Annotated in this window: 10 protein-coding genes; 6 read left to right on the top strand and 4 right to left on the bottom strand. The window is 68.5% G+C overall.

Going from position 1 to position 12,781, the window contains the following annotated elements; all coding sequences use genetic code 11:
* Positions 1-284, top strand: a 284-nt coding sequence (locus tag G5A07_RS22265) for a hypothetical protein (RefSeq protein WP_223107724.1), incomplete at its 5' end; no start/stop codon positions are given.
* Positions 285-340: 56 nt separating this feature from the next.
* Here G5A07_RS22265 and G5A07_RS18785 read toward each other — a convergent pair.
* Together G5A07_RS18785 and G5A07_RS18780 are read right to left on the bottom strand one after the other, a co-directional pair.
* Positions 341-1,084 (bottom strand): basic secretory protein-like protein, encoded by a 744-nt coding sequence (locus G5A07_RS18785; protein ID WP_191863801.1) that lies wholly within the window; start codon positions 1,082-1,084, stop codon positions 341-343.
* Positions 1,081-4,425 carry a GH92 family glycosyl hydrolase gene (locus G5A07_RS18780; RefSeq protein WP_191863800.1) on the bottom strand — a complete coding sequence of 1,115 codons (3,345 nt, stop codon included), beginning with the start codon at positions 4,423-4,425 and terminating at the stop codon, positions 1,081-1,083. Before G5A07_RS18780 ends, G5A07_RS18785 begins: the two co-directional genes overlap by 4 nt.
* Before the next feature lie 421 nt (positions 4,426-4,846).
* On the opposite strand from G5A07_RS18780, the gene G5A07_RS18775 reads away from it, so the two are divergent.
* From G5A07_RS18775 to G5A07_RS18765, 3 genes are read left to right on the top strand one after another with little or no spacing between them, the layout of a single operon-like run.
* Complete coding sequence (locus G5A07_RS18775; protein WP_005410967.1) at positions 4,847-5,044, top strand: zinc-finger domain-containing protein; 198 nt, start codon at positions 4,847-4,849, stop codon at positions 5,042-5,044.
* 15 nt (positions 5,045-5,059) lie between these two features.
* Positions 5,060-6,175 carry a glycosyltransferase gene (locus tag G5A07_RS18770; protein WP_043400167.1) on the top strand — a complete coding sequence of 372 codons (1,116 nt, stop codon included), beginning with the start codon at positions 5,060-5,062 and terminating at the stop codon, positions 6,173-6,175.
* Positions 6,156-7,487 (top strand): O-antigen ligase, encoded by a 1,332-nt coding sequence (locus G5A07_RS18765; RefSeq protein WP_191863799.1) that lies wholly within the window; start codon positions 6,156-6,158, stop codon positions 7,485-7,487. Before G5A07_RS18770 ends, G5A07_RS18765 begins: the two co-directional genes overlap by 20 nt.
* A 100-nt stretch (positions 7,488-7,587) precedes the next feature.
* On the opposite strand, the gene G5A07_RS18760 is transcribed toward G5A07_RS18765, so the two are convergent.
* The gene (locus G5A07_RS18760; protein ID WP_010480797.1) at positions 7,588-8,505 is read right to left on the bottom strand and encodes an LpxL/LpxP family Kdo(2)-lipid IV(A) lauroyl/palmitoleoyl acyltransferase; all 918 of its coding nucleotides are present in this window, start codon (positions 8,503-8,505) and stop codon (positions 7,588-7,590) included.
* Positions 8,506-8,565: 60 nt separating this feature from the next.
* Here G5A07_RS18760 and waaA point away from each other — a divergent pair, with 60 nt between their 5' ends.
* A complete protein-coding gene (gene waaA / locus G5A07_RS18755; RefSeq protein WP_049413335.1) occupies positions 8,566-9,864 on the top strand; it encodes a lipid IV(A) 3-deoxy-D-manno-octulosonic acid transferase in 1,299 nt (432 codons plus the stop codon).
* Positions 9,865-10,093: 229 nt separating this feature from the next.
* Positions 10,094-11,314, top strand: coding sequence for an APC family permease (locus G5A07_RS18750; RefSeq protein ID WP_191863798.1), 1,221 nt, complete (start codon positions 10,094-10,096; stop codon positions 11,312-11,314).
* 100 nt (positions 11,315-11,414) lie between these two features.
* Here G5A07_RS18750 and G5A07_RS18745 read toward each other — a convergent pair whose 3' ends face one another.
* Positions 11,415-12,773, bottom strand: coding sequence for a TolC family outer membrane protein (locus G5A07_RS18745; RefSeq protein ID WP_010480790.1), 1,359 nt, complete (start codon positions 12,771-12,773; stop codon positions 11,415-11,417).
* Between the last annotated feature and the right edge of the window lie 8 nt (positions 12,774-12,781).

Here is a 12,781-nt window from a genome sequence, read left to right as displayed (position 1 = left end):
AGCGCCGGGCCATGCCCGGCGAGCGCGCAGCGCGGCGCTTCTCGCATTCCGCCGGGCATGGCCCGGCGCTACCCGATGAATTGCAGTCCGGCGGTCATTTCCCTGCAACGCCGCTGCGGCCCAATACGCCCACGCGGCCTGGCCGTGGGAAGGGACCGGACCGGCCTTCCCACCCTGGGCCCGACCAACTTTCCATGGGCGAGGGTGTCATGCGCAATCGAGTGACGCGGCGGTACTTCCAGCAGTTGTTCGCGCTGTACGCCGGCTTCGTGCAGTCGCGCTGAGGCCGCGATGCGGTAGCGCCGGGCAATGCCCGGCGAACGTAAAGTGCGTGGGGGGCTCAGTGCCGCTTGCCGCGGCGTGCAGGGGCCGGCGGCGGTGCATCCGAACGCGGCTTGGCGTACTGCGCCCACAGCGCTGGCAGTGCCTTGCCGGTGTGCTTCTGCCACAGCGTCGGTGCATAGCGGCCGTCGCGCAGGGCCTTGTCCAGTGCGAGCACCAGTCCCGGGTGTTCGGCGTCGGCCCACTTCAGGAACGCACCGGTCACCCGGTAGCCACTGTCGAAGTTCTGTCCCTTCTCGACCTTGCCCGGCAGTGCCCAGCCCGCGGCGGCATTGTCCATGCCGTAGCGGTCGCGTGCGTAGTCGGCGATGCCTTCCACCAGCCAGCCCGGCACTCGCGCGTCGCCGTAGCCCGGATAGCCCTGCACGATGTGCATGGCCTCATGGGTGACCAGGTCGATGTCGTTCGGGTGCTGCGCCAGCCACCCCGGGTTGATGGTGATCGTCGCTGCGTGGTCCTTGTCGCCGACGAAGGCGATGCCGGTGTAGGCCGGATCGATCACGATGCGCACCATCGACGGCGCCGCCGGATGGAAGTCCGCACGTTCGCGCAGATAGGCGAAGAAGAACGTATCGATCACCCGCTTGCGCTGCGGCGCGGCCAGCACGCCACGGGCGTCCTGGTAGTTCAGCGTCACGCCGTCGCGGGTCAGCTGCGTATCGAACGCCTGGGTCTGGCCGAAACTGGAGAAGGACAGGGCAACAAGGGCCAAGGGCAGAAGACGGAAGCGCATGCCGCTCATTGTACGGTGCCGGCCGCCAGCAGTTCGATCTCCGCCAGCGGCAGCCGTGCCGGTGCCGCCAGGCGCAGGCGGTACTCGCTGTAACGACCGGGTTTGGCGATCCGGAATGGACGGGTCTGGCGGGCGGATTCGAAGTCTTCGCCGCTGCGCTGGTCGAGCATGGCCCAGCTGCCGCTGCCGTTGCGCGCTTCCAGCGTCCACTCACCGCCCTGGATGCGGCCGTCGCCGCTGGTCAGCGTGTACATCGTCGGGGTGCCCTCGGCCAGGCCGGTCAGCGCGATGGTTGCGCCGCTACCCAGGCCCACCGTCGTGCCGGCATCGTCATCGAGCAGCGCGGGCAGGGCACGGCCATCGGCCAGCGTCGCCTTGGTGCCGCTGCCGAGCAGGTCGTGCAGCAGCTGGGGGCGCTGGCCGCGCGGGGTCAACGAGCGCGGCACATCGTCCACGCCACTGCCCCAGCGCGAGGGACGGGGGCCCATCACGAAGTCGAGGGTCGCGCCCTTGGCGATCAGGTCGTGCGGCACCCAGGTCTTCGTCCACGGCGTACCGTTGATCTTCAGCGACTGCACGTAGACGTTCTCACGCGAGTTGTTGGCCGCGTTCACGGTCAGCACCGCGCCACCCTGCAGTTCCACCCGCGCGTGACGGAATGCCGGCGAACCGATCACGTACTCCGGGGCGCCCATGCGCAGCGGGTACAGGCCCAGCGAGGCCAGCACGTACCACGCCGAGGTCTCGCCATTGTCCTCATCGCCCGGGTAGCCCTGGCCGATCTCGCTGCCGACGTACAGCCGCGACAGGATCTCGCGCACATGCTGCTGGGTCTTCCACGGCTGCCCGGCGTACAGGTACATCCACGGGATGTGGTGTGCCGGCTGGTTGCTGTGCGCATACATGCCCATGCGCACGTCGCGCGCTTCGGTCATCTCGTGGATGGTGCCGCCGTAGGAACCGGCCAGTGCCGGGTCCGCGGTTTCCGGTGTGGCGAAGAAGGTATCCAGCTTCGCCGCCAGCTTTTCGCGGCCTCCGTACAGCGCCGCCAGGCCCTCGCCGTCGTGCGCGGCGGTGAACGCGAACGTCCAGCCGTTGGATTCGGTGTAGTCGTGGCCCCACACGCGCGGGTCGTAGGCCTTGGCGTCCACGCGCCAGCGCCCATCGGCCTTGCGGCCCTGGAAGAAGCCTGCGTCCGGGTCGAACATCGTCGCGTAGCTGGCGGCGCGGTGGCGGAAGTAGTCGGCTTCGGTGCTGTAGCGCTCGCGTGCCGCCGGCGTGGCCGCGCGCTTGGCCAGGGCGTCGGCCATGTTGGCGATGCCGAAGTCATTGAGTGCACCTTCCATCGTCCACGACATGCCTTCGTGCACGTCGGCGCTGGCATAGCCACGGAAGGTCGAGCGGTCCATGCCCTTGCGGCCGACGTGGCGGTCAGGCGGGACCACGGTCGCGTTCTTCAGCGCGGCCGCGTAGGCCTCTGCCGGTTCGAAGCCGCCGACGCCTTTCAGCCACGCATCTGCAAAGGCCACGTCCGAGCTGGTACCGACCATCAGGTCGGCGTAACCCGGCGACGACCAGCGCGCGATCCAGCCGCCGGCGCGGTACTGCTCGATGAAGCCCTGCACCAGCTGGCCGGCATCGTCGGGCGTGAACAGCGCATAGGCCGGCCAGGTGGTGCGGAAGGTGTCCCAGAAGCCGTTGTTGACGAATACCTTGCCGTCGCGCACGGCGGCGTAGCTGCGGGTCGCGCTGCCCTCGGTGTTGTCATCGCTGGCGCTGGCCTGGTTGGCGTAGCGCCACTCCGGTGCGGCGGCGCTGCCCACGTTCTCATGGCCGGAATTCGGGTACAGGAACAGCCGGTACAGGCTGGAATACAGCGTGGTCTTCTGGTCGTCGCTGGCATCGCCGATGTCGAAGCGGGCCAGGCGTGCGTCCCATGCATCCTGCGCACGGCCGGACACGCTTTCCAGCGTGTCGGCCGCGGCGATTTCCAGTGCCAGGTTGTGCCGCGCCTGCTCCACCGAGATCAACGAGGTGGCGATGCGCATGGTCACCCGCCGGTCGCTGCCCGCATCGAACTTGATGTAACCGGTCGGGCGACCGGTGTCGAGGCGCCCACTGCTGCGCCAGGGCTTGTCGAAGCGGGCCACCACGTACATGCGGCTGGCGCCGTTGGACAAGCCACTGCGCGTGTCGGTATAGCCGGACAGCGTCTGCGTGGCGGCGTCCAGAGTCAGGCCACCGCGTGCATCGACATTGTCGAGCAGCAGGTTGGCGTCGCCGCCCTCGGGGAAATCGAAGCGGAACAGCGCCGCATGATCGGTAGGCGCGATGGCGGCGGCGATGCCGTTGTCGAAGCGCACGTCGTAGCGGTAAGGGCGGGCGCTCTCGTGGCTGCGATCGAACGACAGCGCGCGCTTGCGGCGGTCGGCCTCCGGCACGCCACGGCTGGCCGAGGGCATCACCTGGAAGGTCTGGCGGTCGCCCATCCACGGGCTGGGCTGATGGCTCAGCGCAAGCGCCTGCAGTTGCGGGCGGTTCTGTGCGTCGTTCTGTTCGTTCCAGCGGTACAGCCAGTTCAGTGCGCCGGCATCGGTCACCGGAGTCCAGAAGTTGAAGCCGTGGGGTACCGCCGTGGCCGGGAAATTGTTGCCGCGCGAGAAGGTGCCGTTGGCCTGGGTGCCACGGGTGGTCAGCACCCAGTCGGAGACGCGCTGCGGCTGTTGTCGCGGCTGAGCATCCAGGCGCACGTCGTCGATCCAGCCGGCGACCGGTGCACCGTCGGCACTCGCCACCTCCAGTTCGATCGCCACCACGCGGCGACCGTTCAGCGCGGGCACGTCGCCCAGTCGCACCGCCTTGCGTGCCCATTGCTGCGGATACAGCGTCTTCGACACGCCCTGCGCGTGTGCGCCAAGAGCTATACCGTGCTGGTCGCGTGCCGCGCCGGCCGAAACGCGGCTGCCATCGTCCAGCAGCAGGTCCAGTGACACATAGGTCGAGGCCACGGTGTCCTTGCCGACGATCTCCGGCAGCACCAGCCACGACAGGGTGGTATCGGCCTCGATCGGCAGATCTGTCTTGAACAGCTCGCGCCGCGCGCTGCCGCCTTCGCTGCTGTAGCGCAGTGCATGCAGGCCGCTGTAGCCCACATTGCGCTTGGCGGCGTAAGGCGCCGCAGGGCCGTTGCCGATCGTGACCTGCAGTGCACCTGCGGCCTGCGACGGGGCAGGTTCGCCGGGCTCGAACGAGGTCTGCAGTCCCTGTGCCAACACCGGCATCGCGGTAGTCGCACAGGCCAGGGCCAGGGCGAGCGGAAGCAGGGCGCGGCGTGGATCGGACAGGGTCATGCAAGGGTCTCCCGGAAGGGCAGGCGGCGGGCAGAACCCGCATCGGCGGACACCACGGACAGCATCGCTCCGCCCGCCGGGATGGCAGTGGAAGAAGCGATGCCGGTCCGGTGGGGGCGGGCCATGCGATCGGGTCGGATTGGGGCAGGCCGGTTCACGACCTGGCCCGATCCTGCAACAGCCGTGGCAACCTGACAAGTGCCATTTAGTTCGATCCAAATGCGGGAAATATCGTTGTCGGTGGTTTCCCGGCGTGAACCTGCAGGATTGGTCGGGAATTTCCACCGGCACCCCATCCCGAGGTGGCATGCAAGGTCGCAGGGAATCGGCCCGGTACGCGTAAAGACCCGTTGCGGCGCAATGTCGGGGCGGCCCAGATGCTAGAATCACAGGCCTCGCAACCCGTTCATCGACATCCGCCATGAGCCATACCGCCACTGCGCCCGCCAACGCCGAGAAGCGCTACACCGTGCACCGCAGCGATCTGCCGCTGAGCTGCCCGACCCCGGAAATGGCGCTGTGGAACTCGCATCCGCGCGTGTACCTGCCGATCGAAGACGAGCCTAATGGCGAAGCGCAGTGCCCGTACTGCGGCTCCGTGTTCGTGCTGGCCGACTAAGCGGCCGCCCCTTCGATGCGCCGATTGACCGTGGTGCAGTTGCTGCCGGCGCTGCACTCCGGCGGTGTCGAACGCTCGACCCTGGAAATCGCTGCGGCCCTGGTTGCCGCCGGCCATCGTGCGCTGGTGGTCTCCGCCGGTGGCCGCCTGGTGCAGCCCCTGCTCGATAGCGGTGCCGAGCACCTCACCCTCGACATCGGCCGCAAATCGCTGCTGACCCTGCGCCACCTGCCGACCCTGCGCCGCCTGTTCGCCGAGGTTGGCGCGGACATCGTGCATGCCCGTTCGCGGCTGCCGGCCTGGCTGGGCCTGTACGCGATCCGTGCCATGCCCGCCGCACAGCGCCCGCACTGGGTGACCACCGTGCATGGATTGAATTCGCCCAGTCGCTACAGCGCGGTGATGACCAGCGGTGAACGCGTGATCTGCGTGTCCAACAGCGTGCGCGACTACGTGCAGCGGCACTATCCGACAGTTCCCGAAGCGAAGCTGCAGGTGATTCCGCGCGGCGTCGATGTCGCACAGTTTCCGCGCGTGGCCCGCGCCGACCGCCGGCCACGACTGGCGCTGGCAGCCGACTACCCGTGGCTGGCGCAGGTTGAGGGCCCGCTGCTGCTGTTGCCGGGGCGGGGCACCCGGCTGAAGGGACATGCTCATGCGCTGCAGTTGCTGGCGGATGTGCGCGCGGCCGGTGTACCGGCACAGCTGTGGATGCTGGGCACCGATGAACCGGGCCGCGAAGCCTACGTGGCCGACCTGCGCCGGCAGGCCGCTGCTTTGGGCGTGATGGATGCCGTGCAGATCAGCACACCGACCGCGCGCATCGCCCAGGCCTATGCGGCCAGCGATCTGGTGCTGCAGCTGTCGGACAAGCCCGAAGCATTCGGCCGTACTGTGGTCGAGGCGCTGTCGGTGGGCCGCCCGGTGCTGGGCTGGGATCATGGTGGCGTCGGCGAACTGCTGCGGCAGCTGCAGCCCGCTGGCGCGGTGCCGCTGGGCGATGCACGCGCGCTGGGTGAACGTGCGCTGGCCCTGCTGGCGCAGCCGCCGTCCTTGCCGACCCGCATCCCGTTTACCCTGCAGGCCATGCAGCGCGATACCCTCCGCCTCTATGCCGACCTCGCCGGCTGACCCCGCCGTCACCGTGCGCGACGACCGCGCCGGACGCTGGGCGCCCTGGTGGGTGCTGGCGTACGTGGCGATGTGGCCGTTGCCGGGCATCGCCGAAACCATTCTCAGTCTTGGCGCGGTCTACGCCGCCGCGCGCATGGTCATGCGCCGACTGCAGCGTCGTCCGCACCTGTTGAGCACGGCAGCGTGGGCGCTGACCTCGATCCTGTTCCTCGGCTATTGGCTGCCGCAGGCGTTCTCGGCGTTTGATGCGATCGATCCAGCAGCGTCGTGGACGAAGGCGGCCGCCGGCCTGCGATACCTGCCCTTCATGTGGCTGGTGGCGATCGCGGTGGCCACGCCCGAACGGCGGCGGCTGACCTTCGGTGGCCTGGCGCTGATCACCGGCGCATGGACCCTGGATGCGCTGGTGCAGGCGCTGGCCGGAACCAGCCCGTGGTTCTGGTCGCTTGAGCAGCTGAAGCTTGCGGTGAGTGGTCACCCGTTGTGCCCGGCCACTGAGGCGGCCGTGGTCGATCGCCTCAGTGGGGCACTCGGGCCGTGCAACCTGAAGTTCGGCCAGGTCCTGGCCAGTCTCTCACCGTTCCTGTTGTTGCCGCTGGCGCGTCGCTTTGGCAATCCGGGTTGGGTACTGGCCGCGGCGGCGCTGGGCTGCGTGCTGCTGCTGGCCGGCTCGCGCGCATCGTGGATCACCTTCGCGCTGGTGCTTGCCTACAGCGGCGTGCGCCAGTTCGGCTGGAAACGGTTGGTGCTGCTGGCGCTGGTCGCTGTCCTCGGTGCGGGCGCGCTGACCGCCAGCGTGCCGCAGCTGCGCGAACGCTTCGCGCGAACGGCGTTGGCCTGGGATGGAAGCGAGCGCGGTGTCGACGAGGCACTGTCAGGGCGTGCGCGGATCTGGGACGCCGCGGCCTGCATGATCGAGGAACATCCGCTCAACGGCGTCGGTGCACGCGGCTTCCGCGATGCCTATCCGGCCTGCGTGTCTGGCGACGAACCGGCGGTGTGGGGCGATGCCCCGGCGTTGCATGCCCATCAGATCGTGCTGGAAATCCTGGCGGAAACCGGCGTGCTCGGCCTGCTGCTGTGGTTGGCAGCCGTGGCCCAGGCCTGGCGGGCCTGGCGCTATGCACCGATGGCCGCGCGTGAGCGGGCCCGCCCGGCGATGCTGGCGCTGGCGGTCACCGTGTTCCCGCTCAACACGCATCTGGCGTTCTATTCCGCGTTCTGGGGTGGCCTGACCGTGCTGCTGGCGGCGTTGTTCGCCGGCAGCCTGTTGGCCCGCGAATCGGATGAATCTCCGCCGATGCAGTAGTTGCCAACCTTGGTTGGCGCCTCGGGACCGGCCTCGGTTCATCGGCGCCAGCCAAGGTTGGCGACTACCATGAGCACGCCGGCCCTTCCACCGCATCCCGTTATTTGTAGAAATCGCTCCGCCCGCCCGGCTGGCGCTTGAAACGGCGGTGGATCCACAGGTACTGGTCGGGGGCCTCGCGCACCATCTCCTCGATGGCCTGGTTGACCCGCGTGGTATCGGCTTCCACATCCTCGCTGGGAAAGTTCTCCAGCGGCGCGCCGATCTTCAGGAAGTACTTCCCGCCCTCGCGGCGGTGGAAGTAAGGAATCACCGCACAACCGGTCATCCGGGCCAGCTGGTGGGTGGCGGTAATGGTGGATGCGGTATGGCCGAAGAAGGGCACGAACACGGTGTCCTTGCCGCGCATGTCCTGGTCCGGCGCGTACCAGAGGAAGCCGCCCTTCTTCAGGTGGCGCACGGTCGCGCGGATGTCTTCATTGGCGAACATCGCCTTGGCATAGCGCAGGCGGCCGAACTTCACCGCCCACTCGTACACCGGGTTCTTGTGCTTGCGGTACATGCCTGAAAGATCGACGTAGTCGCACAGCAGGCGGCCGCACATCTCCAGGGTCATGAAGTGGCCGGACACCAGCAGCACGCCGCGGCCTTCGGCCTGCATCTGCCGCAGATGCTCCAGGCCTTCGATCTTCACCTGTGGGCGGATGCGGTCGATGCTGCCCCACCAGGCGCGGATGCACTCGAGCACACCCACGCCCAGCGCGTCGAAGCTGTCGCGCACCAGGCGCTGGCGCCAGGCTTCGTCCTTCTCCGGGAAGCACAACTTCAGGTTGACCTCGGCGGCGCGACGGCGGCTGCCGAGCAGGCGCCAGCTGATCCAGCCGACGCCACGGCCGAGCGCACGCTGCAGCATCCACGGCAGGCGGGCAATGGCGAAGGCGCCGAGCATGGCGGTGAACATCGGCCAGTTGCGGGGATCGCGCAGCGACGGGCGGATGGCGGTGGTGGCATCGGACATGGCGCCATTCTACCAACCCGGCTGCGTGTCTTTCCCGGGGGGCTCCCGTATCCTTGCCGCATGCGTAAAGACCCTGTCGAATGGATCCTGCGCGGCCTGTATTCGGCCGTGCTCTACATCCTGCTGCCGATCACCGTGTACCACCTGGTCTGGCGCGGTTTCCGGGTCCGTGAATACTTCCGGCGCTGGGACGAGCGCTATGCCTCGTATCCGCAGCCGACCGGCCAGCCGCGGGTCTGGCTGCACGCGGTCTCGGTGGGCGAGGTCAACGCCGCCGCGCCACTGGTCAATGCCCTGCGCCAACAGCGTCCGGACATCCGCTGGGTCATCACCACCATCACCCCGACCGGTTCGGAGCGCGTGCGCGCGCTGTGGGGAGACGCGCTGGACCACGTCTATCTGCCGTACGACGTACCGGGCAGCGTCAACCGCTTCCTCGGCCACTTCCAGCCCAGCCTGGCGCTGATCCTGGAAACCGAGCTGTGGCCGAACATGCTGTTCGGCTGCCGCGACCGCCGCATTCCGGTCTACATCCTCAACGCCCGCCTGTCAGCGCGCTCGTTGCGCGGTTACCGGGTGCTGGCGGCGCTGATCCGCCGTGCGCTGCGCACGGTTACCTGCGTGGCCGCGCAGTCGCAGGACGACGCCGAGCGCTTCGTGCAGCTGGGGGCTGCGCGGGAACAGGTGCAGGCGCTGGGCAACCTCAAGTTCGATATCGCCACGCCGGATGTGCAGGGCTTCGTCGAGCAGTTCCATGCCTGCGTGCCCGCCGGGCGCCCGGTGTGGATCGCGGCCAGTACCCACGATGGTGAGGAGCAGGCGGTGATCGACCTGCATCGGCGCCTGCGCCAGCAGCACCCCGACCTGTTGTTGCTGTGGGCACCGCGGCACCCCGAGCGCTTCCCGAAGGTGGAGGCGCTGGCGCGCGAGCAGGGCTGGAACGTGGCGACCCGTCGCGCGAAGCAATGGCCGGAGGCCGGCACGGATGTTTTCGTCATCGACACCCTGGGTGAGCTGATGCCGTTCTATGCCTGCGCACAGGTCGCCTTCGTCGGCGGCAGCCTGCAGCCGATCGGTGGCCACAATCTGCTGGAGCCGGCGGCGATGGGCACTGCCGCTGTGACCGGTCCGCACCTGCACAACTTCGCCGAGATCTCACGGCGCATGCGTGAGGCCGGTGCCTTGCTCATCGGCGAGGACGTGCAGGCGGTAGGTGACCTGCTGCAGCACCTGTTGGACGACGCCCAGGCGCGCGAGGACATGGCCCGTGCCGGTTGCACGCTGGTCAGCAATGGCCGCGGTGCCCTGCAGCGCACGCTGGCGCTGGTCGCGCCACATCTGCCGCCGCCGCGCAGCTGAGCCGGGCAGCAACACCGCCAGGGCGGATGCTACGCGGACCGACTGACGTGATCGACTGCATCAATTCTGCTTAGCAGCCGGATTCCTGTCGCAGCAGGACCGGATGCGTGGCTGCGAACGTGTTTGTGGTCACATCGCGGTGCGCACAGTACGGATTCTGACACCGCCACTTGGCGCACGCTGCCAGCCTCCTGTCGACCGCGCTTGTGCGGATTCAAGAGGGCTTGCGATGGACAGCGATAACCGCCGTGGCCGGCACGCGCTGCTGGGAATGGATCACTTCGCTATGGTGGCGTTGACCCTGCTGCTGGGTGGCAGCGTGATCGCCCTGGTTGGCCAGTACACCGCCGCCCAGGCGGGGCCGGCCATCGTACTGAGTCTGCTGCTGGCCGCATTGGGCACGGCGCCGATGCTGTATTGCCTGCACGTGCTGAACCAGCAGCGGCCCGCAGCCGATGGCCTGCACGGCCTGCTGCGGGCCGCTTGGGGCACGGCAGCCGCGCGCCTGCTGGGTGCTGCATTGCTGCTGGAACTAGTGATGACCAGCGCCGGCGTGGCGCAGTCCACGGCCGGCCACGCGCGTGCCGTGTTTGCCAGTCGCGGTATTGAAACCGGCAGCGCGCTGCCGGATCCGGTGATGGCCGTCACCAGTCTGCTGGTGTTGGGTGCGTTCGTGCTGCTGCCCCCGCGTCGCATCGCGCTGACGGTCTGCGTGTTGTTGACGGTGAAGATCGGTGTCGGGCTGTTGCTGTTGGCGCTGGCGGTTCGCCACGTGCACTACGCCAACTGGATTCCGTGGCTGCCGGACGCCACCGCGCCCTACCGATTCGGCCCCGGCGGGGTGCTGGCGGCAAGCGTGCCCTTGCTGGGGGTGTTTGCCAGTGTGGGGCTGGCACTGGGATTTCCCGGACGTGGCCGGCAGGCGCGTACGCGATCACCCTGGCTGCTGGCGGCCGCGCTGCTGCTGGCGATGCTGCTGCTGATCATGCTGGCCGCGTTGCAGGCCGGCCTGGTCGAGTTCCCGGTATTGGCCAGTACGCGGCCGTTGTCGGTGGCATTGCAGGGCCATCCGCAGTTGCAGTGGCTGCTGCCGTTGCTGCCGCTGGCGGGCATGGCCGGGCTGGCAGCACTGCTGCTGGTGCTGTTGTCGCTGGCCGCACACCTGGCAGCGCAGCTCCGGCCTGTGGCCGGTGATGAAGCGCCCGGGTTGCGGACGCGGCTGATACCGGTCACCGTGGTGCTGGCGGCGGCGCTGCTGGCCTTGGGAGCGCCGGTCGGCGCATTGCCGGTGCTGCCGGGTCCAGCAACCCTGCTGGTGATGGCGGCCTTGTGCCCGGCAACACTGCGTGTCCGTGCGCCGATGCCGGGTGCTGCAATGGTGCTTGCGCCCCTGGCCACGGCGTTGTGCGTGCTGGCCGCAGTGGAACGGGCAGGCGCGTGGCCGGGCTGACGGCCGGCAGATCTGCGCCATGCGTGGGTCGGGCCGTACGCGCCGCCCACAAAAAAGCCACCCTCGCGGGTGGCTTCTTGGTTGCCGGCAGGGCGACGACTCAGTGCGTGGTCGTTGCCGGGTTGCCGGCGTCCTGGGTCAGCAGGCGGTTCACGTCCTGCAGCTCAGCCACGTCCAGCGCACCCAGCGACTGGCTCAGCAGCAGACGGTTCTGCAGGAAGGTGTAGCGGGCCTGGGCGTAGTCCAGCTGCGCCGAGAACAGGATGCGCTGGTTCTGGATCACGTCCAGCACGGTACGGGTACCGACTTCCAGGCCAACCTGCGACGCGTCGTATGCACTCTGCGCCGAGACTACCGCAAGGCGGCGGGCCTCCACTTCGCTGATGCCCTGCACCAGGGTCTGGTAGGCATTGCGGGTGTTGCGGTCCAGGGCACGCTTCTGCTGCTCGTAGCCATCCTGGGCGATGTCACGCTGGGCCAGCGCCTGGCGCACGTTGGACTGGGTGGCACCGCCAGCGAAGATCGGTACGCTCAGGGTCAGGCCGATGCTGTTGGTGCGCGCGTCCGGCGACAGCGAGCCGGCGCCGGTGCTGTCACCCCAGGTCGCGGTCTTGCCCCAGCTGCCGCCCAGCGACAGGGTCGGGTAGTGGCCACCACGGGCGGCCTGCACGCCGGCTTCGGCGGCGCTGACCTTCAGTTCCTGCGCCTTCAGCGCCGGATTCTGGGTGGTGGCCTGGTGCACCAGCTCGTCGATGTTGCCGCGGTTGGCCGGCACTTCCGGGCGGAAGTCCGCCGGCAGGCCACGCAGGTTGACCACCGGCTGGCCGGTCAGTTCGGTCAGGGCCTGGTAGTTATCGGCCAGGGTGTTCTGCGCAACGATGGTGTTGGCGCGCGCCTGGTCGTACTGGGCGCGGGCTTCGTGCACGTCGGTGATCGGCGCCAGGCCCACTTCCAGGCGCTTGTCGGCGAAGTCGAACTGCTTCTTCGCGGCCGCTTCGTTGGTCTGTGCGGCGTTCAGCGATTCGATCGCCACCAGCACGTTGAAGTAGGCCGCCGAGGTGCGCACGATCAGGCTGTCGTTGGCCGAATCGAGGGTGAAGTCCGCCGCCTTGCTCAGCTCACGCTGCGAACGCAGGTTGTTGATCTGGGTCCAGTTGAACAGCGTCTGGCTGCCATCGATCGTGTAATTGCGGCGCTTGTTGGTGAACGAGCCGGAGTTGATGTCGGCGTTCGGCTCGCTGCGCGTGCGGTTCAGCGTGGCCTGGCCGTTGATCTGCGGCAGCAGGGCGGCGCGCGCCTGCACGGCGCCTTCCTTGTCGACCAGCCGGGTCGATTCGGCGGCGGACAGCTGCGGATCGCCGTTGCGCGCCATTTCGTAGACCTGCAGCAGGTCGGCGGCATGGGCGGACAACGGCAGCAGGGCAGTGGCCAGCGCAACAGCGAGGGATCGGCGGATCATTGCGGCTT

This window comes from Stenotrophomonas sp. AS012628 (assembly GCF_010608305.1).
Lineage (GTDB): Bacteria > Pseudomonadota > Gammaproteobacteria > Xanthomonadales > Xanthomonadaceae > Stenotrophomonas > Stenotrophomonas geniculata.
This window is presented reverse-complemented; position numbering and strand designations above follow the sequence as displayed.

Excerpts from the sequence above, each read along its gene's own strand:
- G5A07_RS18785 (WP_191863801.1), bottom strand. The coding sequence starts at position 1,084 with ATGAGCGGCATGCGCTTCCGTCTTCTGCCCTTGGCCCTTGTTGCCCTG.
- G5A07_RS18780 (WP_191863800.1), bottom strand. The coding sequence starts at position 4,425 with ATGACCCTGTCCGATCCACGCCGCGCCCTGCTTCCGCTCGCCCTGGCC.
- G5A07_RS18775 (WP_005410967.1), top strand. The coding sequence starts at position 4,847 with ATGAGCCATACCGCCACTGCGCCCGCCAACGCCGAGAAGCGCTACACC.
- G5A07_RS18770 (WP_043400167.1), top strand. The coding sequence starts at position 5,060 with ATGCGCCGATTGACCGTGGTGCAGTTGCTGCCGGCGCTGCACTCCGGC.
- G5A07_RS18765 (WP_191863799.1), top strand. The coding sequence starts at position 6,156 with ATGCCGACCTCGCCGGCTGACCCCGCCGTCACCGTGCGCGACGACCGC.
- G5A07_RS18760 (WP_010480797.1), bottom strand. The coding sequence starts at position 8,505 with ATGTCCGATGCCACCACCGCCATCCGCCCGTCGCTGCGCGATCCCCGC.
- waaA (WP_049413335.1), top strand. The coding sequence starts at position 8,566 with ATGCGTAAAGACCCTGTCGAATGGATCCTGCGCGGCCTGTATTCGGCC.
- G5A07_RS18750 (WP_191863798.1), top strand. The coding sequence starts at position 10,094 with ATGGACAGCGATAACCGCCGTGGCCGGCACGCGCTGCTGGGAATGGAT.
- G5A07_RS18745 (WP_010480790.1), bottom strand. The coding sequence starts at position 12,773 with ATGATCCGCCGATCCCTCGCTGTTGCGCTGGCCACTGCCCTGCTGCCG.